The organism is Streptomyces spinoverrucosus (assembly GCF_015712165.1).
Classification (GTDB): domain Bacteria; phylum Actinomycetota; class Actinomycetes; order Streptomycetales; family Streptomycetaceae; genus Streptomyces; species Streptomyces spinoverrucosus_A.
On record NZ_JADPZX010000001.1, the window covers coordinates 3,231,043 to 3,250,795 of the forward strand.

At 71.8% G+C, this 19,753-nt stretch carries 20 protein-coding genes and 1 riboswitch; of the genes, 11 read left to right on the forward strand and 9 right to left on the reverse strand.

Going from position 1 to position 19,753, the window contains the following annotated elements; translation table 11 throughout:
* Positions 1 to 237: 237 nt before the first annotated feature.
* Both I2W78_RS14440 and I2W78_RS14445 read right to left on the reverse strand, forming a co-directional pair.
* Complete coding sequence (locus tag I2W78_RS14440) at positions 238 to 1,551, reverse strand: metallophosphoesterase (RefSeq protein ID WP_196460143.1); 1,314 nt, start codon at positions 1,549 to 1,551, stop codon at positions 238 to 240.
* Positions 1,552 to 1,585: 34 nt separating this feature from the next.
* Positions 1,586 to 1,825, reverse strand: coding sequence for an SCO4848 family membrane protein (locus I2W78_RS14445; RefSeq protein ID WP_196460144.1), 240 nt, complete (start codon positions 1,823 to 1,825; stop codon positions 1,586 to 1,588).
* 91 nt (positions 1,826 to 1,916) lie between these two features.
* On the opposite strand from I2W78_RS14445, the gene I2W78_RS14450 reads away from it, so the two are divergent.
* Positions 1,917 to 3,209 (forward strand): D-alanyl-D-alanine carboxypeptidase family protein, encoded by a 1,293-nt coding sequence (locus I2W78_RS14450; protein WP_374222665.1) that lies wholly within the window; start codon positions 1,917 to 1,919, stop codon positions 3,207 to 3,209.
* A gap of 79 nt (positions 3,210 to 3,288) precedes the next feature.
* Here I2W78_RS14450 and I2W78_RS14455 read toward each other — a convergent pair whose 3' ends face one another.
* Both I2W78_RS14455 and I2W78_RS14460 read right to left on the reverse strand, forming a co-directional pair.
* Positions 3,289 to 4,203 carry a YihY/virulence factor BrkB family protein gene (locus I2W78_RS14455; protein WP_196460146.1) on the reverse strand — a complete coding sequence of 305 codons (915 nt, stop codon included), beginning with the start codon at positions 4,201 to 4,203 and terminating at the stop codon, positions 3,289 to 3,291.
* A 118-nt stretch (positions 4,204 to 4,321) separates the two neighbouring features.
* Positions 4,322 to 5,254 carry a decaprenyl-phosphate phosphoribosyltransferase gene (locus I2W78_RS14460; RefSeq protein ID WP_196460147.1) on the reverse strand — a complete coding sequence of 311 codons (933 nt, stop codon included), beginning with the start codon at positions 5,252 to 5,254 and terminating at the stop codon, positions 4,322 to 4,324.
* Between the two features lie 132 nt (positions 5,255 to 5,386).
* On the opposite strand from I2W78_RS14460, the gene I2W78_RS14465 reads away from it, so the two are divergent.
* The gene (locus I2W78_RS14465) at positions 5,387 to 6,775 is read left to right on the forward strand and encodes an FAD-binding oxidoreductase (protein ID WP_196460148.1); all 1,389 of its coding nucleotides are present in this window, start codon (positions 5,387 to 5,389) and stop codon (positions 6,773 to 6,775) included.
* A 25-nt stretch (positions 6,776 to 6,800) separates the two neighbouring features.
* Positions 6,801 to 7,556, forward strand: a complete 756-nt coding sequence (locus I2W78_RS14470) for a decaprenylphospho-beta-D-erythro-pentofuranosid-2-ulose 2-reductase (protein ID WP_196460149.1) — start codon at positions 6,801 to 6,803, stop codon at positions 7,554 to 7,556.
* A gap of 9 nt (positions 7,557 to 7,565) precedes the next feature.
* Here the strand turns inward: I2W78_RS14470 and I2W78_RS14475 are convergent, their stop codons facing one another.
* On the reverse strand, positions 7,566 to 8,144 hold the full coding sequence (locus I2W78_RS14475; protein WP_196460150.1) for a 2'-5' RNA ligase family protein: 579 nt from the start codon (positions 8,142 to 8,144) through the stop codon (positions 7,566 to 7,568).
* 198 nt (positions 8,145 to 8,342) lie between these two features.
* Positions 8,343 to 9,356 (reverse strand): tryptophan--tRNA ligase, encoded by a 1,014-nt coding sequence (gene trpS, locus I2W78_RS14480; RefSeq protein ID WP_196460151.1) that lies wholly within the window; start codon positions 9,354 to 9,356, stop codon positions 8,343 to 8,345.
* Between the two features lie 131 nt (positions 9,357 to 9,487).
* Here trpS and I2W78_RS14485 point away from each other — a divergent pair, with 131 nt between their 5' ends.
* The 4 genes from I2W78_RS14485 to I2W78_RS14500 all read left to right on the forward strand — a co-directional run bounded on the left by I2W78_RS14485 (position 9,488) and on the right by I2W78_RS14500 (position 12,692).
* Positions 9,488 to 10,048 carry an RNA polymerase sigma factor gene (locus I2W78_RS14485; RefSeq protein ID WP_307783690.1) on the forward strand — a complete coding sequence of 187 codons (561 nt, stop codon included), beginning with the start codon at positions 9,488 to 9,490 and terminating at the stop codon, positions 10,046 to 10,048.
* A gap of 1 nt (position 10,049) precedes the next feature.
* Positions 10,050 to 10,964, forward strand: coding sequence for a hypothetical protein (locus I2W78_RS14490; protein ID WP_196464559.1), 915 nt, complete (start codon positions 10,050 to 10,052; stop codon positions 10,962 to 10,964).
* Between the two features lie 199 nt (positions 10,965 to 11,163).
* Entirely contained in the window at positions 11,164 to 11,931 is a 768-nt protein-coding gene (locus tag I2W78_RS14495; protein WP_230885449.1) for a hypothetical protein, read from the forward strand.
* Positions 11,932 to 11,966: 35 nt separating this feature from the next.
* On the forward strand, positions 11,967 to 12,692 hold the full coding sequence (locus I2W78_RS14500) for a hypothetical protein (RefSeq protein WP_374222666.1): 726 nt from the start codon (positions 11,967 to 11,969) through the stop codon (positions 12,690 to 12,692).
* 19 nt (positions 12,693 to 12,711) lie between these two features.
* On the opposite strand, the gene I2W78_RS14505 is transcribed toward I2W78_RS14500, so the two are convergent.
* Positions 12,712 to 14,160 carry a glycine hydroxymethyltransferase gene (locus I2W78_RS14505; RefSeq protein ID WP_196460153.1) on the reverse strand — a complete coding sequence of 483 codons (1,449 nt, stop codon included), beginning with the start codon at positions 14,158 to 14,160 and terminating at the stop codon, positions 12,712 to 12,714.
* Between the two features lie 41 nt (positions 14,161 to 14,201).
* A riboswitch (ZMP/ZTP riboswitch) is annotated at positions 14,202 to 14,292 on the reverse strand.
* A 92-nt stretch (positions 14,293 to 14,384) separates the two neighbouring features.
* Between I2W78_RS14505 and rocD the strand changes: the two genes are divergently transcribed.
* Positions 14,385 to 15,602, forward strand: coding sequence for an ornithine--oxo-acid transaminase (gene rocD / locus I2W78_RS14510; RefSeq protein WP_196460154.1), 1,218 nt, complete (start codon positions 14,385 to 14,387; stop codon positions 15,600 to 15,602).
* Between the two features lie 25 nt (positions 15,603 to 15,627).
* On the opposite strand, the gene pdxR is transcribed toward rocD, so the two are convergent.
* Complete coding sequence (gene pdxR, locus I2W78_RS14515; protein WP_196460155.1) at positions 15,628 to 17,037, reverse strand: MocR-like pyridoxine biosynthesis transcription factor PdxR; 1,410 nt, start codon at positions 17,035 to 17,037, stop codon at positions 15,628 to 15,630.
* A gap of 47 nt (positions 17,038 to 17,084) precedes the next feature.
* Between pdxR and I2W78_RS14520 the strand changes: the two genes are divergently transcribed.
* The 3 genes from I2W78_RS14520 to I2W78_RS14530 are packed head-to-tail and all read left to right on the forward strand — an operon-like array spanning position 17,085 to position 18,795.
* On the forward strand, positions 17,085 to 17,588 hold the full coding sequence (locus I2W78_RS14520; protein WP_196460156.1) for a carboxymuconolactone decarboxylase family protein: 504 nt from the start codon (positions 17,085 to 17,087) through the stop codon (positions 17,586 to 17,588).
* The gene (locus I2W78_RS14525; RefSeq protein ID WP_196460157.1) at positions 17,585 to 18,061 is read left to right on the forward strand and encodes a carboxymuconolactone decarboxylase family protein; all 477 of its coding nucleotides are present in this window, start codon (positions 17,585 to 17,587) and stop codon (positions 18,059 to 18,061) included. Before I2W78_RS14520 ends, I2W78_RS14525 begins: the two co-directional genes overlap by 4 nt.
* A gap of 11 nt (positions 18,062 to 18,072) precedes the next feature.
* A complete protein-coding gene (locus I2W78_RS14530) occupies positions 18,073 to 18,795 on the forward strand; it encodes an isocitrate lyase/PEP mutase family protein (RefSeq protein ID WP_230886203.1) in 723 nt (240 codons plus the stop codon).
* Between the two features lie 3 nt (positions 18,796 to 18,798).
* Here I2W78_RS14530 and I2W78_RS14535 read toward each other — a convergent pair whose 3' ends face one another.
* Complete coding sequence (locus tag I2W78_RS14535; protein ID WP_196460159.1) at positions 18,799 to 19,752, reverse strand: ABC transporter substrate-binding protein; 954 nt, start codon at positions 19,750 to 19,752, stop codon at positions 18,799 to 18,801.
* Position 19,753 lies beyond the last annotated feature (1 nt).

Below are 19,753 nucleotides of genomic sequence, written 5' to 3' on the forward strand. Positions count from 1 at the left end.
TGCCACTTCCCAATGGCGCGGGTTCACTCCATCACGGGCCGTTTCATCGGGGGAAGGCGACTTTGTTGAGAGGGGGGCGAACTTGTCGGGCTGTTGCCTCCGGCGGGTTTCACGCGCTGTTCACGAGGAATCGGCTGCGCGGGAATTCGGCGACGCCACCTTTCCGACGGGAGAGCGGCGACACCGTATTGCCACGCAGATATATCTGTTTTCGAATTCCGTGCCGGGGAGAAATCGCTATGCCTGGATCGACGCCAGCTCGATCACCGTGATGTCGGAGGGGGCACCCACGCGCGTGGGCGGCCCCCAGGCGCCCGCACCGCGGCTGACGTACAGCTGGGTGTCGCCGTAGCGTTCCAGGCCCGCCAGCGTCGGGTTCGCGGCCTGTGCGAGGAGGTTGCCGGGCCACAGCTGACCGCCGTGGGTGTGGCCGGAGAGCTGGAGGTCCACGTCGTACCGGACGGCCTCGTGGATCTGGACCGGCTGGTGGGCGAGGAGCACGCACGCGCGCGTGGTGTCCCGGTCGCCAAGCGCCCTGGTGAAGTCCGGGCCCTGTCCCTCGCTCTCGCCCGCGACGTCGTTGACGCCCGCCAGGTCGAACCAGGGAAGCTCGGTCCGCGCGTTCTCCAGCGGGCGCAGGCCCAGCCGCCGTACCTGCTCGATCCACTGCTCGGCGCCGGAGAAGTACTCGTGGTTGCCGGTGACGAAGTACGCGCCGTGCCGGGCGCGCAGCTGGGCCAGGGGCGCGGCCGCGGGGCCCAGGTCCTGCACGCTGCCGTCGACCAGGTCGCCGACGACGGCGATCAGGTCGGGCTGCGTGGAATTGATGGTGTCGACGACCTTCTGGGCGAAGCCCCGGCCGAGGACCGGGCCCAGGTGGACGTCGCTGACCACCGCGATCCGGAAACCGTGCCCCGCGCGCGGGAGCTTGGCCAGCGGGACGGTGACGCGCTTCACGCCGGGGCCGTTCAGGACGCCGTACGTGCCGACGCCGACCGTGCCGACGGCCGCCGCGGCGGCGGCACCGGCGATGACGCGGGAGACGAAGAGGCGGCGGGAGGGGGACTGCGGTTCCTCGGCAGGGGTGGGTGCCTCGGGGGTGGGTGCCTCGGCCTCCGGGGACGGGGACGGGGGCTCCTCGGGCGCCTCGGTGGAGACGGCGTCCTTGGGCGGCGCTCCCGCGGGTATCGGCTCCGGCCGCGGTACGTCGACGGCGGCCGGCGCCCGCGTCCGCGCGTCCCGGCGTTCGAGGAAACGCCGGAGCAGCGGTCGTACCACCTCACCCGCGACCACGGCGAGCAGCAGGTAGATCGACAGCGCGAGCCACAGGAAGCCGGGCCAGGCCAGGGTGCGCTGGAGCCAGAAGGGGGCGCCCGCGCGTTCGGCCACCAGGGCGCCGATCGTGAGCACCCAGCCGCCACCGATCAGTAGCGCGCCGGCACGCCGCAGCGCGCCCGCGCGCCGGGTCGTGTCGCGGAAGAGGCGGCGCCACAGATACCAGTTCGCCACCACGAGGACGCTCACGACGACGAGCAGGAAGACGATCACCATGCCGTTGCTTTCTCCTTGGCCGGGGTGCGGATTGCTATGACTTGCGGCGCAGTGCGCGCAGTCCGCGCAACCCAATGACCCCGATGACCGTCCCCAATACGAGGGAGACGACGGCGAGCAGCAGATGCACCCAGAAGTACGCCGTCGGCTGATCGTCCTCGAACGCCAGCCCGCTGCTGTCCTTGATCAGGTTGTTGACGAAAGTGACCCAGATGACCCAGCTCCACACCCCGAAGGCGAGCAGGAACCAGGAGATCGGGCGGCTGAGTTTCATGCGTTCAGTATCGCCGCCGGTTGTCCGGTTCGTGCGCAGGGGTGGGCAGTGGAGCGGGACTTCCCGCGACCGGGCATGTACGTTCTCGCTCGTGCCCGCACCCAAGAAGACCGCCCGGCGATCCTTGTTGCTCGCTTCGGCGACCCTGTTGTCCGTTTCGCTGACCGCGCCCGCCGCCTTCGCGGCGCCCCGCCCGTCGCCGAGTTCCTCGCCGAGCCCGTCGGCCACTCCCCCCGCGAACATGTCGATCGTGGGCGGCGCGCGGCTCGGCCGTCCGGGGACGCAGGTGAACCTGGCGAGCGGCGTCCCGGTGCTGCCCAAGGACGTCACCGCACGGTCGTGGATCATCGCCGACGCCGAGTCCGGCGAGGTGCTCGCCGCGCACAACGCGCACTGGCGACTGGCCCCGGCGAGCACCCTGAAGATGCTGTTCGCCGACACGCTGCTGCCGAAGTTCCCCAAGACGACGAAGCACAGGGTCGCCCCCGCCGACCTGGCCGGCATCGGCTCCGGATCCAGCATGGTCGGCATAAAGGAGAACGAGACGTACACCGTCCACGACCTGTGGCTCGGTGTGTTCCTGCGCTCCGGCAACGACGCCGTGCACGTGCTGTCCGCGATGAACAAGGGTGTCGCGAACACCGTCAAGGAGATGAACCAGCACGCCGAGGAGCTCCAGGCCCTCGACACGCACGTGGTCAGCCCCGACGGCTACGACGCCGCCGGCCAGGTCTCCTCCGCGTACGACCTGACGCTGATCGCCCGCTCCGGGCTGCAGAAGAAGGACTTCCGCGAGTACTCCTCGACGGTGACCGCGAAGTTCCCCGGCCGGACGACGAAGAACAAGAAGGGCAAGTCGGTCCGCGAGACGTTCGAGATCCAGAACACCAACCGGCTGCTGACCGGCGACTCCGACGTCTCCCAGTACCCGGGCATCGCGGGCGTCAAGAACGGCAACACCACCAACGCGGGCGCCACCTTCACCGGGGTCGCCGAGCGGGGCGGCAAGGTGCTGCTGGTCACCGTGATGAACCCGGAGAAGGACGAGCACAACGAGGTCTACAAGGAGACCGCGCGGCTGTTCGACTGGGGCTTCAAGGCGGCCGGGAAGGTGCAGCCGGTGGGTGAGCTGGTGCCGCCGAAGGGCGCGGCCGGCGCCCAGCCCGGCGCCACCGCCTCCGGCGAGGCGAACGACGCCGGCTCCGGTGAGGCGGGCGGCGGCTCCGGGACCGGCGGGGAGTCGGCCAAGCCCGTGGCGAGCGCGACGACCGAGAACGGCTCCAGCGGCATCGGCATCGCCTTCGCCATCACGGGCGGGCTGCTGGCGCTGCTCGCGGGCGGGGCGTTCCTGGTGAACCGGCGGTGGCCGCTGCGTCGGCGGTGACCGCCTGACATGTCGCCGGGGGCGGTGGGGCACGCCGCCCCGCTGCCCCGCGCACCACACGCGCGGCGGGGCCGGTCGCTCAGCCCCCGTTCGCCGCCGCCGTATCCGGTACGCCGTCGTCCCCGTCGGCCTCCGCCCGCTCGGTCTCCTTGCTCGGCGTCGCCGTCCAGGCCGCACAGAACAGGACCAGCTTCGAGGTGAAGTTGATCCACAGCAGCAGGGCGACGGGGACGCCGAACGCGCCGTACATGCTCTTCGCGGCCACACCCTGCATATAGCCGCTCAGCAGCAGCTTCAGCAGTTCGAAGCCGACCGCGCCGATCAGCGCGCCGACGACCAGCCGCCGCCGGGTCGGCTCGACGCCGGGCAGCAGCGTGAGGACGTACAGCAGGAGCAGGAAGGCGGCGAGTACGGCGACGGCGAACGCGGCGACGCGCAGCAGCAGGCTGCCCCAGCCGTGTTCGTCGAGGCCCAGTTGGCGGGCGATCCGGCCGACCGCGGTCGAGGCGACGGTGGACGCGGCGAGGGTGACGAGCAGCGCGCCGCCGAGCCCCAGCAGGACGCCCGCGTCCTTGGCCTTGAGCAGGACGGGGTTCTCCTCGTCGTCCGGCAGCTCCCACACCGCGCGCAGACAGTCGCGCATCGAGCCGACCCAGCCGATGCCGGTGAACAGCAGCAGGGCACCGGCGATGATCCCGACGGTGCCGGCGTTCTCGACCAGGGAGCCGATGTTCAGCTGGTCGGAGATGCCGGGGATCTGCTCGGCGATCTTGTCCTGGATCTCCTTCTGCTGTTCGGCGCTGAGGGTGGCGGCGGTGATCGCGGCGCCCACGGTGAGCAGGGGGAACAGCGCGACGAAGCTGGTGAAGGTCATCGCGGCGGCCAGCCGTGTCCACTTCACGCGGTCCAGCCGCTCGTACGACCGCCACGCGTGCGTGGCCATCAGACGGGTGGCCAGGGGGCCGACGCCGGGGAGCTTTTTCAGCCAGTCCATGATCCGAGCCTGCCCTCCGCTGCGCCGTCGGCACGGCCGACACGACTGACACGGCCGTCGGCCGCGCGGTCGATGCCGAACACCACTGTCCTTGTGCCCCGCATGTCCGCCGGCAGGCTCACCAACGGGCCACCGCCAGGCCGTACATCGCCAGCCAGACCACGCCGATGAGGGCGAGGACGCGGTCGCGCAGGATCACCTCCTCGGGTTCGCCCGCCGTGCCCCGTTCGGCGAAGACGGCGTACCGCGGGATCGCGACGATGAAGGCGGCCATCGACAGCTGACGCCAGGGCAGCAGGCCGCTGTGCGGGGCGGCGCCGCCCTCCAGCGCCCACAGGCAGTAGCCGAGCACGGCGACACCGGCCGCCAGCTGCCAGACGAAACGCAGGTATCCGGTGGAGTACTCGGTCAGCAACGCGCGCGTGGCGCCTGGTTCTCCCGTCATCCGCACGGCTTCGGAGTAGCGCTTGGCCGCCACCATGAACAGCGCGCCGAACCCGGTCGTGATCAGGAACCAGCGCGACAGCGGGATGCCGAGGGCGAGGCCGCCGGCCATCGCGCGCATCAGGAACCCGGTCGTGACGACCACGAGATCGACCACCAGGACGTGCTTGAGGCTGACGCAGTACGCCAGTTGCATCCCCAGGTAGGCCACGAGCAGGGCCGCCACGGCGAGCGGGCAGAGCCAGGCCGCCACGGCGGGCGCGAGGACGACGAGGCCGCCGCCGACGGCGTACGCCACGGGCACCGGGACCTCGCCCGCGGCGACCGGTCGGTGGCGTTTGGTGGGGTGCGCACGGTCGGCCTCCGCGTCCCGGGCGTCGTTGATCAGGTAGACGGCGGCGGAGCAGGCCGTGAACAGTGCGAAGATCACGACGAGTTGGGTGAGGGCGTGCCGGGAGAAGAGCTGACCGGCGGCGGCCGGGGCGGCGACGACCAGGACGTTCTTGACCCACTGCCTGGGGCGGGCGGTTCTGATCAGGGCGGCGGGGAGGCCGGCGTCCACCGCCTGGTGCGGAGCGCGGGTCGCCTCGACGGGCCGGTGGTCCATGTGGGCTCACTGTTCACGTCAACACCCCGGGAATTACGGCAATATTGGGCGATATCCCATTAATCACCCATTTCGGGTAGATAGCGGATGTTTCTCAATCAATGCGACACATAGGGCGTTACGGTCACCACCATGCCTGCCGACGCCGCCCCCGACACCGCGCCCCGCACCATCACCGCCTCCCTCACCGGTTGGGGCCGCACCGCTCCCACCACCGCCCGGGTGATCCGCCCCCGGACGTACCGGGAGGCCGTGGCCGCCGTCCGGGACTGCGGGGCGCGCGGCGGCATCGCGAGGGGCCTGGGGCGGGCGTACGGGGACGCGGCGCAGAACGCCGGTGGGGCGGTGTTCGACATGACGGGCCTGGACCGTGTCCACGCCATCGACGTCGCCGGTGGGACCGTCCTGTGCGACGCGGGCGTCTCCCTGCGCCGCCTGATGGAAGTGCTGCTGCCGCTCGGCTGGTTCGTGCCCGTCACGCCCGGCACGCGGCATGTCACGGTCGGCGGGGCGATCGGCGCGGACATCCACGGCAAGAACCACCACGTGGCGGGCGCCTTCGCGCGCCACGTGCCGTCCCTGGAACTCCTCACCGCCGACGGCGGGATCCACACCGTCGGGCAGGGCACCCCCCTCTTCGACGCGACCGCGGGCGGCATGGGCCTCACCGGCGTCATCCTGACGGCGACCCTCCGGCTCCGGCCGGTCGAGACGTCCTGGATGCTGGTCGACACCGAGCGCGCCGACGACCTGGACGACCTGATGGCCCGTCTGACGGCCGCCGACCACCGCCACCGCTACTCGGTCGCCTGGATCGACCTGCTGGCCCGCGGCGCGGCGACAGGCCGCGCGGTACTGACCCGCGGCGACCACGCGCCCCTGGATGCACTGGGCGAGGGCACGCGCGCGCGTAGAGACCCTCTCGGCGTCCGCCCCACCACCCGCCTGCCCCCCGCCCCCGACCTTGTCCCGGACGGCCTGCTGAGCCGCCGCACGGTCGGGTTGTTCAACGAACTCTGGTTCCGCAGAGCACCACGCGCGCGTACCGGCCGACTCCAGAGGCTCTCCGCCTTCTTCCACCCCCTCGACGGCGTCCCCCACTGGAACCGCATCTACGGCCGCGGCGGCTTCGTGCAGTACCAGTTCGTCGTCGGACACGGCCAGGAGGAGACCCTGCGCCGGATCGTGCGGCGCGTCGCCGCCCGCCGCTGCCCGTCCTTCCTGGCCGTCCTCAAGCGTTTCGGGGACGCCGACCCGGGCCGGCTCTCCTTTCCCGTGCCCGGCTGGACGCCGGCCCTGGACATCCCCGTCGGCCTGCCCGGCCTCGCCGCCTTCCTCGACGAACTGGACGAGGAGGTGGCGGCCGCGGGCGGGCGCGTCCACCTGGCCAAGGACTCCCGGCTCCGGCCCGACCTGCTCGCCGCGATGTACCCGAGACTCGCCGACTTCCGCGCCCTGCGCGCGGAACTGGACCCGCGCGGAGTCTTCACCTCCGACCTCTCCCGCCGCCTCGGCCTGTAGCCCGTCCAGCGTCTTAGGAGCTGCCATGAAGGATGCCTTCGGTCTCCCCCAGTCCCTCCTCGTCCTCGGCGGCACGTCCGAGATCGCGCTGGCCGCCGCCCGCCGCCTGATCGTCCGCCGTACGCGCGCGGTGTGGCTGGCCGGGCGCCCCTCGCCCGCCCTGGAGGAGGCCGCCGACGGCCTGCGCGCCCGGGGCGCCGAGGTGCACACCGTCGCCTTCGACGCGCTCGACCCCGAGTCCCACGAGACAGTGCTCGGCAAGGTCTTCGCGGAGGGCGACATCGACATGGTGCTGCTCGCGTTCGGGATCCTCGGCAACCAGGCGCACGACGAACGCGAGCCGGTGAGCGCCGTGCGCGTCGCGCGGACGAACTACACGGGAGCGGTCTCGGCGGGCCTGGTCAGCGCCCGCGCCTTGCAGGCCCAGGGCCATGGCTCCCTGGTCGTCCTCTCCTCGGTCGCCGCCGAACGCCCCCGCCGCGCGAACTTCATCTACGCCTCCAGCAAGGCCGGCCTCGACACGTTCGCCCAGGGCCTGGGCGACGCGCTGCACGGAACGGGCGTACACGTCATGGTCGTACGCCCCGGATTCGTCCGTTCGAAGATGACCACCGGCCTGGAGCAAGCCCCTCTCGCCACCACCCCCGAAGCGGTCGCGACAGCCATCGAACTGGGCCTGCGCCGCCGCTCGGAGACGGTATGGGTACCCGGAACCCTCCGCCTGGTGACGACGGCGCTACGACACCTCCCGCGCGCGGTGTTCCGGCGGCTGCCTGTCTAGGGCCACGGCCTAACGACTGGGGATGGTGCCCCGCTCGACACGCCCCGCCTGCGGGGGCACCACCGCGCCGGCGAACGCGAACTCCCGGAGCTTGCGCCACACCCCGTCGGTGCCCTGTTCGTAGAGGGCGAAGCCGGTGCAGGCCCAGTCGGCCCGGTAGTCGGCGAGTTCCTCGAACGCGCGGTCCATGGCCGCCTCGTCGATGCCGTGCGCGACGGTGACGTGCGGGTGGTACGGGAACTGCAGTTCGCGTGCCACGGGGCCGGAGCTGTCCCGGACCTGCTTCTGCAGCCACGCGCACGCCTCGGCGCCCTCGACGACCTGGACGTACACGACCGGCGACAGGGGCCGGAAGGTCCCGGTGCCGGACAGCCGCATCACGAAGGGGCGCCCGCTGGCGGCGACGTCGGCGAGGTGCGCCTCGATCGCGGGCAGCTCCGAGTCGTCGACCTCCGTCGGCGGCAGCAGGGTGACATGCGTGGGGATGCCGTGAGCCGCAGCGTCGCCGAAGCCCGCGCGCCGCTGCTGGAGCAGGCTGCCGTGCGGCTCCGGGACCGCGATCGACACACCGATCGTTACGGTCCCCACGTCGTCTCCTGTCGTCGTGTCGGATACGGGTCTCAAGGCACGAGTGGCCGCGCATGCGGCCGTCGGCTATCGACTGTACGGCTCCGGCTGTGCCCTGGGCAGGCGCAGCCGGAGTGATGTGCAGCGCTGTGCGGGGGTACGGATGGACGACCCCGGGTCACGGGTGTACGGCCCGGGGGTACGGGCGTACGGCCCGGCTCAGTGCTTGGCCGGCAGGAAGCCCACCCGCTCGTAGGCCTGTGCCAGGGTCTCCGCGGCGACGGCGCGCGCCTTCTCCGCGCCCTTGGCGAGGACCGAGTCCAGCGTCTCCGGGTCGTCCAGGTACTGGTTGGTCCGCTCCCGGAACGGGGTCACGAACTCGACCATGACGTCGGCGAGGTCCGTCTTGAGCGCGCCGTAGCCCTTGCCGGCGTACTTCTCCTCCAGTTCCGCGACGCCCTCCCCGGTGAGGGTCGAGTAGATGGAGAGGAGGTTGCTGACGCCCGGCTTGGCATCGGGGTCGAAGCGGATCACGGTGTCCGTGTCGGTGACGGCGCTCTTGACCTTCTTCGCCGTGGCCTTGGGCTCGTCGAGCAGGTTGATCAGGCCCTTCGGCGTGGACGCCGACTTGCTCATCTTGATCGACGGGTCCTGAAGGTCGTAGATCTTGGCCGTCTCCTTGAGGATGTACGGCTTCGGGACCGTGAACGTCTGGCCGAATCGGCCGTTGAAGCGCTCGGCGAGGTCGCGCGTCAGCTCGATGTGCTGGCGCTGGTCCTCGCCGACCGGGACCTCGTTGGCCTGGTACAGGAGGATGTCCGCGACCTGGAGGATCGGGTACGTGAACAGGCCGACGGAGGCCCGGTCCGCGCCCTGTTTGGCGGACTTGTCCTTGAACTGGGTCATGCGGGACGCCTCGCCGAAGCCGGTGAGGCAGTTCATGACCCAGGCGAGCTGGGCGTGCTCGGGGACGTGGCTCTGGACGAACAGCGTGCAGCGCTCGGGGTCGAGTCCGGCCGCGAGGAGCTGGGCGGCGGCCAGGCGCGTGTTGGCGCGCAGCTCCTTCGGGTCCTGCGGGACCGTGATCGCGTGCAGGTCGACGACCATGTAGAACGCGTCGTGGGTCTCCTGCAGGGCCACCCACTGGCGGACGGCGCCGAGGTAGTTGCCGAGGTGGAACGAGCCTGCGGTGGGCTGGATTCCGGAGAGCACGCGGGGTCGGTCAATGGCCATGCTCACCATTCTCTCAGAGCTCGGGGACCGCTCCGGAACTGATCCGAGACAGGTGGGAACCGAATCGCCTCGCGCGGTGTAACAAGAGTGTGAGGACGCGGGAGGGGGGCCGCATCGTCGATGAGGCCGCGGTGATCGCACGCGTACGCACCGGAGAGCCGGAGGCGTACGCGGAGCTGGTGCGGGCCCATACGGGCATCGCGCTCAGGGCGGCCGCCGCGCTCGGGGCCGGTGCGGACGCGGAGGACGTGGTGCAGCAGGCCTTCGTCAAGGCCTACTGCGCGCTGGGCCGGTTCAAGGACGGCTCGTCGTTCAGACCGTGGCTGCTGTCGATCGTCGCCAATGAGACGAGGAACACAGTGCGGACGGCGGCGCGCCAGCGCACGCTCGCCGGCCGCGAGGCGGCGTACGCCGAGGCGGAGCCGCTGATACCGGAATCGGCCGACCCGGCGGTCGCGACGCTGGAGACGGAGCGTCGCGCGGCCCTGACGGCCGCCCTGGAGAAGCTGAGCGAGGAGCACCGCCTGGTCGTCACCTACCGCTATCTGCTGGAGATGGACGAGTCCGAGACCGCCCAGGCCCTGGGCTGGCCCCGGGGGACGGTGAAGTCCCGGCTCAATCGAGCACTGCGGAAACTGGGCCGGTTGCTGCCGGATTTCCGACCTCGGGAAGGGGGTGACGAGCGTGGGTGACATGTCGTACGACGGTCAGGGCGGCGCCGGCCGCGGCCGCGACGGCGCCGACCGGCTGCCGGAGGAGCTGCGGGCGCTCGGGCGGTCCCTGGACCCCCCCGAGGGCGGCTCCGAGTCGATGGTCGAGCGGGTGCTGGGGCAGATACTGGCCGAGCAGGTGCCGGTCCCGGTGGCCGAGCCGCCGGGCCGGGGCGAGCGGCTGCGGGCCGTGCGGAACTGGACGCGGGCGCGCTGGCGCGCCCTGACGGCGGCGCTGTGCGGGCTGCTGACGGTGCTCGCGCTGACGCCGCCCGTGCGGGCCGCGGTCTTCGACTGGTTCGACTTCGGCGGCGTCGAGGTGCGGTACGACCCGTCGGCGGCGCCCTCCCCCGGCGCCGGGGTGCCGAGCTGCGACCGGTCACTGTCCCTCGCCCAGGCCGCGCGGCGTGCGGGCTTCGAGCCCTTGGTGCCGGACGCGCTGGGCACACCCGACGCGGTGGCGGTGGCCGGTATGCCGCAGGGGCGGATGCTGGTGAGCCTGTGCTGGAGCGAGCGCGGGCGCACGATACGGCTGGACCAGTACGCGGCAAGCCTCGACACGACCTTTGTGAAGCGGGTGCGCGAGCAGCCGCAGTGGCTGTCCCTGGACGCCGACACCCCGAGCGGGGGCATATCGGAGCCGGCCCTGTGGTTTCCACGCCCCCACCTGCTGAGTTTCTGGCTGGTGGACGCGCACGGGGTCCGCTTCACCCGCGAGGAGCGCACGGCCGGCCCCACCCTGCTGTGGGCCCAGGAGACGTCCGGCGGGGATGTGACGCTCCGGCTGGAGGGCGTGGCGGCGAGGGAGCGGGCGCTTCAGGTGGCGCGGTCGCTCAAGGAGGGCCAGGACCTGTCCGGCGGGGGACGAGGGGCTGGGGCGGCATCTGAAGCGCCGTGACCCCTCGTCGGCACCTTCCCCGTAACCCCTCGTCGGCACCTGCCCGTACGGCCCGCTGAGCATCGTCCGAAGAATCCGCCGACGAAGAATCTTCCGAATCGGTGGCGCGGGGTGGGAACCGGCTCGGGCCGGGCGGTGTACCAGAAGTGACACGCGGCCCGCGGGCGGGCCGCACGGGGATCGCCGGTTGGGGGTCGGAATGCGTAGGCACGTGATGTGGTGGAAGGCCAGGCGTCGCGAACTGGCAGGAGTGGCGGCGGCGTTGACGGCGGCGCTCGCCCTGCTGACAGCGGTCGCGCCGTCGGCGTCGGCGGGCGGGCCGACGAGCGTGCTCGTGACCTCACCGCAGAGTACGGAGGCGGAGGCGCTGTACTACTCCGCCGAGGAGTACGGAAAGCTCCAGCAGCTGCTCGACCAGCCGGGCGCCGGCGCGGTGACCAAGCCGCCCGAGGCCGATCTGACCCGTGCGCGGCAGATCAACGTCACCTGGCTGCTGCACGACGTCACGCCCTGGCGGCACGACCGGGTCTACGCGTCCTCGGAGGACCAGGACGTCTGGATCCATACGGCGACCAACCTGCCCGAGTCGCTGAACGGCCACTGGCACCGCGCCGAGCGCCCCACCCTGCTGCGTGCCCTGCTCAAGGAGCTGGGCGTCATGGGCCCGACGTCGGACCAGGGGTATCCCGGCATCTACCCGCAGGCCGAGCAGTCGGAGGAACCCGCGGCGGGCACGGCGGGCGACACGGACACGGGCGCCGCGGACGAGGGCACCGCGGACGAGGGGGCCGCCGATTCGCGGACCACCGCCTCGGCGGCGGGCCAGGGCACCGACTGGTGGTGGGCGATACCGGGCGTGGCCGCCGGAGCGGTGCTGGCGCTGGTCCTGCGTCCTGTCGCGGCGCGCATCCCGTCAGCCCGGCTGCGCCGGGAACCGGGACCGAGGCAGGAACTGCGCGACCTGTGAGAAGACGATGCGAGCGAGGGGGGCAAGAAAGTTCGATGGCACTTCGGAGAGGACGACGTACGACGACCGGGCTCGGCCTCGCGTCGGCCGCCGCACTGGCGGTGGCGCTGTCGGGGCTGTCGGCAACCGACGCGGCGGCGCGGTCGCCGGGGGCGCGGGACGTGCCCGATCTGGCGCTGGTCATGGCGGGCGACTCGGGCCGGACGACGGTGCTGCGCTCGGGCGAGCCCCGCTTCGCCCGCTTCTGGCAGTTGCTGCAGCCGCTGTATCCGGGGACGGAGCGGGTGTCGGAGGCATGGACGGAGGGCCGGCATCCGCCGGCGCGGATCACCGTGGTGTGGGGCCTGACGGGCATCGGCGGATACCCGCAGACCAGCAGCCCGCCCGGCGGCGATGTGGCCATCGAGCGCCAGGACCAGCTGTTCCTCGCCGAGGACGGCACGCCGTGGGTGCGTACGGACCCGGCGCCGGACGTGGACGACGACGACATCCGCTGGCACCGGGCACCGCGGCCGGTGTTCGAGCGGCTGGACGGTGCGGGGCTGCTGGGCGAGGCCACGGACGGGGCGGAGGAGTCACCCGCAGCGAGGGCGGGCACGATGCCGGGCGCCTGGTGGGCGATACCCGGCCTCGCGGTGGGCCTGGCCCTCGGGGCGGGCGGCACGCGCCTGATACGCCGCGCGGCGGCCCAGCCGGGAGCCGGACCGCCGCGAGCCGGACCGCCGCGAGCGGAACCACGTCAGGAGCTGATCGACCTCTGAGCGGTGATCGCCGGGGGCGTCAGCCGAGGTCGACCTCCGGGTACAGCGGGAAACCGGCCACGAGGTCGGTGGCGCGGTGGGAGATCTCGTCCGCGACCTTCGGGTCCAGGATGTGCTGGGCCTTGGAGGGGGTGCCCTTGCTGGTGGTGCCGGCCTCCGTGGTGGTCAGGACGCGGTCGATGAGGCCGGCGACCTCGTCCATCTCGGCGGTGCCCAGGCCACGGGTGGTCAGGGCGGGCGTGCCGACGCGGATGCCGGAGGTGTACCAGGCACCGTTGGGGTCGGCCGGGATGGCGTTGCGGTTGGTGACGATGCCGGACTCGAGGAGGGCGGCCTCGGCCTGGCGGCCGGTGAGGCCGTAGGAGGTGGCGACGTCGATCAGGTTGAGGTGGTTGTCGGTGCCACCGGTGACCAGGGTGGCGCCGCGCCGCATCAGGCCCTCGGCGAGGGCACGGGAGTTGTCGACGATGCGCTGGGCGTAGTCCCGGAAGGAGGGCTGACGGGCCTCGGCGAGCGCGACGGCCTTGGCGGCCATGACGTGCGGGAGCGGGCCGCCGAGGACCATCGGGCAGCCGCGGTCGACCTGGTCCTTGAGGGAGTCGTCGCACAGGACCATGCCGCCCCGCGGGCCGCGCAGTGACTTGTGGGTGGTGGTGGTGACGATCTGGGCGTGCGGGACCGGGTCGAAGTCACCGGTGAGGACCTTGCCGGCGACGAGGCCCGCGAAGTGGGCCATGTCGACCATGAGCGTGGCACCGACCTCGTCGGCGATCTCGCGCATGATCCGGAAGTTCACGAGCCGGGGGTAGGCGGAGTAGCCGGCGACGATGATCAGCGGCTTGAACTCGCGGGCCTGGGCACGCAGGGCGTCGTAGTCGATCAGGCCAGTGGCCGGGTCCGTGCCGTAGGAGCGCTGGTCGAACATCTTGCCGGAGATGTTCGGGCGGAAGCCGTGGGTGAGGTGGCCGCCGGCGTCCAGGGACATGCCGAGCATGCGCTGGTTGCCGAAGGCCCGGCGGAGTTCGGCCCAGTCGGCCTCGGAGAGGTCGTTGACCTGGCGGACGCCCGTCTTCTCCAGGAAGGGGGCCTCGACGCGGTCGGCGAGGACGGCCCAGAAGGCGACGAGGTTGGCGTCGATGCCGGAGTGCGGCTGGACGTAGGCGTGGCGGGCGCCGAAGAGCTCGCGCGCGTGCTCCGCCGCCAGCGACTCGACGGTGTCGACGTTGCGGCAGCCGGCGTAGAAGCGGCGGCCGACGGTGCCCTCGGCGTACTTGTCGCTGAACCAGTTGCCCATCGCGAGGAGGGTGGCCGGGGAGGCGTAGTTCTCGGAGGCGATCAGCTTGAGCATCTCGCGCTGGTCGGCGACCTCCTGGCCGATGGCGTCGGCGACGCGCGGCTCGACGGCGCGGATCACATCGATAGCGGAACGAAAGGCGGTGGACTCGGTGGAGAGGTGCTGCTTTGACATCTCGGCCTCCGGGCGGCGTGGCTTACGACGGTCACGGTTCACGGTTCGGCCCAGGCGCACGGCACTCGCTCACTGCACAGGCCGCTCCCCGATGGTCGGTCCCATCCCAGCGCGCCAGTCACGGCCCGCGATCAGCCTACCGGGCGCGCCGGAAGGTCCAGTTCCCGAGTCCACCATGCGAGCGACGATAAGAAGGTGGTCCAGCCTCATGTTCGGGAGTTGCCGTGACCGCTACGGAAAGCCTCATCGCCGAAGCCGAAGCGCACAGCGCGCACAACTATCACCCGCTGCCGGTGGTCGTCGCCTCGGCCGACGGAGCGTGGATGACGGATGTGGAGGGCCGGCGCTATCTGGATCTGCTGGCCGGTTACTCGGCGCTCAACTTCGGGCACGGCAACCGGCGTTTGATCGAGGCGGCGAAGGCGCAGCTGGAGCGGGTGACGCTGACGTCGCGCGCTTTCCATCACGACCGGTTCGCGGCGTTCTGCACCCAGCTGGCGGAGCTGTGCGGGATGGAGATGGTGCTGCCGATGAACACGGGCGCGGAGGCGGTGGAGTCGGCGGTGAAGACGGCCCGGAAGTGGGGGTACCGGGTCAAGGGCGTGCCCGCGGAGATGGCGAAGATCGTGGTGGCGTCGGGCAACTTCCACGGCCGTACGACGACGATCATCAGCTTCTCCACCGACCCGGAGGCGCGGGCGGACTACGGGCCGTACACGCCGGGCTTCGAGATCGTGCGGTACGGGGATCTGACGGCGATGCGGGCGGCGATGACGGAGAACACGGTCGCCGTGCTGCTGGAGCCGATCCAGGGCGAGTCGGGGGTGATCGTGCCGCCGGCCGGCTATCTGCCGGCGGTGCGGGAGCTGACCCGGGAGCGGAACGTGCTGTTCGTCGCGGACGAGATCCAGTCGGGGCTGGGGCGGACGGGGCGGACGTTCGCGTGCGAGCACGAGGGCGTGGTGCCGGACATGTACGTGTTGGGCAAGGCGCTGGGCGGTGGGATCGTGCCGGTGTCGGCGGTGGTGTCGTCGGCGGAGGTGCTCGGCGTGTTCCGGCCCGGCGAGCACGGGTCGACGTTCGGCGGGAATCCGCTGGCCTGCGCGGTGGCGCTGGAGGTGATCGCGATGCTGCGGTCGGGCGAGTACCAGGCGCGGGCGGCGGAGCTGGGCGAGCATCTGCACCGCGAGCTGACGGCGCTGACGGGCACCGGGCGGGTGACGCAGGTGCGGGGCCGTGGGCTGTGGGCGGGTGTGGACATCCATCCGAGGTTCGGCACCGGGCGGGAGATGTCGGAGAAGCTGATGGACCGGGGTGTGCTGGTGAAGGACACGCACGGTTCGACGATCCGGATCGCACCGCCGCTGGTCATCGGGAAGGAGGACCTGGACTGGGGGCTGGCCCAACTGCGCGGTGTGCTCGGGGTGCAGGGCTCCGAATAGCCGATCAGGTGCCTGGGCGGCAGGCTCAGGGCAGCGCCCTGCACAGGGCGTCCAGGGTGCCCGTCCAGGCGTGGTCGGGTGGGGTGCCGTAGCCGACGACCATGGCGTCGAGGTGCTGGGCGCGGGCTGCGGGGTGGCGGTAGCGGGAGAGGCCGTGGACGGCGACGCCCTGCCAGGTGGCCGCGCGGACGACCGGTTGTTCGGTGCCGGGCGGGAGCCGCAGGACGGCGTGCAGGCCGGCCGCGATGCCGGTGGCGCGGACGTCGGGCGCGCGCTCGGCGAGGGCGGCGACCAGGTCGTCGCGGCGGCGCCGGTAGCGCAGGCGGGCGGCGCGGACATGGCGGTCGTAGGCGCCGGAGGTGAGGAACTCGGCGAGGGTCAGCTGTTCGAGGACGCCCGTGGCCGAGCCGCCGGCGTGCCGCATGACGTCCGGTACCAGCGAGGGCGGCAGCACCATCCAGGCCAGCCGCAGACCGGGGGCGAGGGACTTGCTGGCGGTGCCGAGGTAGACGACGTGGTCGGGGTCGAGGTCCTGAAGGGCGCCGACGGGCTGGCGGTCGTAGCGGAACTCGCCGTCGTAGTCGTCCTCCAGGATCAGCCCGCCCGTGCGACGGGCCCAGTCCACGACGGCGGCCCGGCGCGAGGGGCGCAGGGCGACGCCCATAGGGAACTGGTGCGCGGGCGTCAGCAGCACGGCCCGCGTGGCGGGGAGGTCGTCGGAGCCCGCCCCATCGAGGGCCTCCGGCAGGGTGCCGTGTGTGTCGAAGGGGAGGGGAAGGGTGCGCAGGCCGGCCCGTTCGACGAGGTCCCAGTGCAGGTCGAGGCCGTAGGACTCCACGGCGAGGGTGCGCAGGCCGCGGGTGTGGAGGACCTCGGCGAGGAGTTTCAGGCCGTGGGCGAAGCCGGAGCAGACGAGGATGCGGTCGGGATCGGCGCGTACGCCGCGGGCGCGGGAGAGGTAGTCGGCGAGGGCGGTGCGCAGTTCGATGCGGCCGCGGGCATCGCCGTAGCCGAGGGCGTCGTTCGGGGCGGCGGTGAGGGCGCGGCGGGCGGCCTTGAGCCATTCGGCGCGGGGGAAGGAAGCGAGGTCGGGGGTGCCGGGGACGAGGTTGTAGGCGGCGCGGCCGGGTTCGCGGTGGTGGGGGGCCGGGCGGTCAGGCTGTGGCGGGACGGCGCGGTCGGCGACCCGGGTGCCGGAGCCCTGGCGGGCGGTGAGCCAGCCCTCGGCGACGAGGTCGGCGTAGGACTCGGCGACGGTGTTGCGGGCGATGCCGAGGTCGGCGGCGAGCGAGCGGGAGGAGGGCAGCCGGGTGTCGGGGGCGAGGCGGCCGGTGCGGACGGCCTCGCGCAGGGTGTCGGTCAGACCGCGGCGCAGGCCGGGTCCGGAGGGTTCGAGGTGCAGGTCGATGCCCAAAGTGGCCCGAGGTTTCGCCATGGAAATGGACCATACTCCTGGGCTGCCTCATTCGTAGGGTCGAGGGCATGACGACTGAAGACACGGCAGCTGTGCAGTACGCCCCCGAGCTCACCCCGCGTCTGGAGTGGGCCAAGCTCGTTCCCGACGTGTACAAGGCGATGATCCGGTTGGAGACGGCCGCCCGGCAGGGCCTCGACCCGACGCTGTACGAGCTGGTGAAGATCCGCGCCTCCCAGATCAACCACTGCGCCTTCTGCCTGGACATGCACACCAAGGACGCCCTCGCCGCGGGCGAGAGTGTCGAGCGGATCGTGCAGTTGAGCGCGTGGGAGGAGTCGCGGCACTTCTACACCGAGAGGGAGCTCGCCGCGCTGGAGCTGACCGAGGCGGTCACCGTCCTGACCGACGGGTTCGTGCCGGACGAGGTGTACGAGCGGGCGGCGCGGCACTTCGAGGAGGCCGAGCTGGCCCAGGTGATCGCCGCGATCACGGTGATCAACGCCTGGAACCGGTTCGGTGTGACCTGCCGTATGACGCCGGGCCACTACCAGCCGGGCCAGTACAAGTGACGGCACGGACCACGCACCTGGACGCCGGGGTTCGCGAGGCGATGCGGGCGCTGAGCGCCGCCGCGAAGCAGGGCCTCGGTGATCCGGCTCTCGCCGAGCTGGTGCAGATCCGTGCCTCCCAGCTCAACCACTGCGCGTTCTGCCTCGACATGCATCTCGCACTCGCCCGCAAGCACGGCGTGAGTGAGCGGCAGCTCGATCTGCTGGACGCGTGGGAGGAGGCGGAGGAGGTCTTCGACGAGCGTGAGCGGGCCGCGCTGGCGCTGACCGAGGCGGTGACCCTGCTGACCGGGGGCACGTCCCAGGCTTGCGGCTCTGGGGGAGGGTTCGTGCCGGACGAGGTGTACGAGCGGGCGGCGCGGCACTTCGACGCCGGCCGACTCGCTTACCTCATCGCCCTGATCACCGTGATCAACAGCTGGAACCGGTTGATGGTGAGTCGGCGGATCCCGGCGGGAAGTGTGGAGTGGTGACCACCGTAGAGATGTTCCGCGCGCTGCACCGCCGGCCCGACCCGGCCGACCCGCTGATCCTGCCCGGGCCCTGGGACGCGGCGAGCGCCCGCGTCTTCGTGGACGCCGGTTTCCCGGCGCTGGCGACGCCCAGTGCGGGAGTCGCCGCCTCGCTGGGGTACGAGGACGGGGCGACGCCGGCGGAGGAGATGTTCGCGGCGGTCGCCCGGATCGTGCGGGCGGTGGACGTGCCGGTGTCGGCGGATGTCGAGGACGGGTACGGGCTCGCGCCGGAGGAGCTGGTCGAGCGGCTGCTGGAGACCGGCGCCGTCGGCTGCAATCTGGAGGACTCCAGCGGCGGCGTCCTCAAGGATCCGCACGCGCACGCCGAGTGGCTGGCCGAGGTGCGGGCGGCGGCGGGTGACCGGCTGTTCGTCAACGCGCGCGTCGACACGTTCATCCGGGGCGTGCAGGACCCCGAACGGGCCATCGAACGGGCCGCGTTGTACGTCGCCGCGGGTGCCGACTGCGTGTACCCGATCGCCGCCCCACTCGACGTACTGCCGCTGCTGCGGGCCGGGATCGAGGGGCCGATCAACGCGTTCGCACTGCTGGACGGCGAGGGCCCCTCCGCAACCGAGCTCACCGAACTCGGCAGCCGAGGGGCCACCCGCGTCACCTTCGGGCCGGGCCTGCAGCGCAGAGCCACTCGGGCGCTGCGCGACATCGCGGCCAGGATCCCCGAACAGCGGTGAGCGTCAGGACAGCCACTGCTTCCACGTGGACTCGTGGCTGTCCACCCACTTCTTCGCCGCCTCCTGCGGAGTCAGCTTCTGCTCGGCGATCATCAGGGACACCTCGTTCTGGTCCTCGGTCGTCCACTTGAACTTCCGCAGGAAGGCCGCCGCCTCGCCGCCGGACTTCGCGAAGTCGGCGTTCAGATACTTCTGCAGCGGCGTGTGCGGATAGGCGCAGGCGACCTTCGCCGGGTCCGCGTCGCAGCCCTCCTTGTAGGCGGGCAGCTTCACCTCGGTCATGGGGACCTTCTTGAAGAGCCACTGCGGCGAGTACCAGTACGTCAGGAAGGGCTTCTTCTCCTTCGCGAACTGCTTGATCTGGGTGATCTGCGCGGCCTCCGAACCGGCGAACACCACCTGGTAGTTCAGGTCCAGGTTCTGCACCAGCGCCTTGTCGTTGGTGACGTAGGACGGCGAGCCGTCCATCAGCTGGCCCTTGCCGCCGCTCTCCGGGGTGCGGAACTGGTCGGCGTACTTGTTGAGGTTCTTCCAGTCGGTGACGTCGGGGTGCTGCTCGGCGAAGTACGTCGGGACGAACCAGCCGATGTGCCCGGTGACCCCGAGGTCGCCGCCGTTCACGATCGTCTTCTTGTCCTTGACGTACCGCTGCTCCTCCTCGGGGTGTCCCCAGTCCTCCAGGAGCGCGTCGACGCGGCCCTGGCTGAGGGCGTCCCAGGCGGGCACCTCGTCGATCTGGACGGTGTCGACGCGGTAGCCGAGTTCGTGTTCGAGCAGGTACTGGGCGACGGCGACGTTGGCCTGCGCACCCACCCAGGACTGCACGGACAGGGTCACGCTCTTGGAGCCCTGCGCGTTCGCGAAGGGCGAGGCCTGCTTGGTCATGTCGGCGGCACCGCAGCCGGTGGTCACGGCGAGCAGCGCCACCGCCGCCAGGACGCTCGTACGCGTACGCATG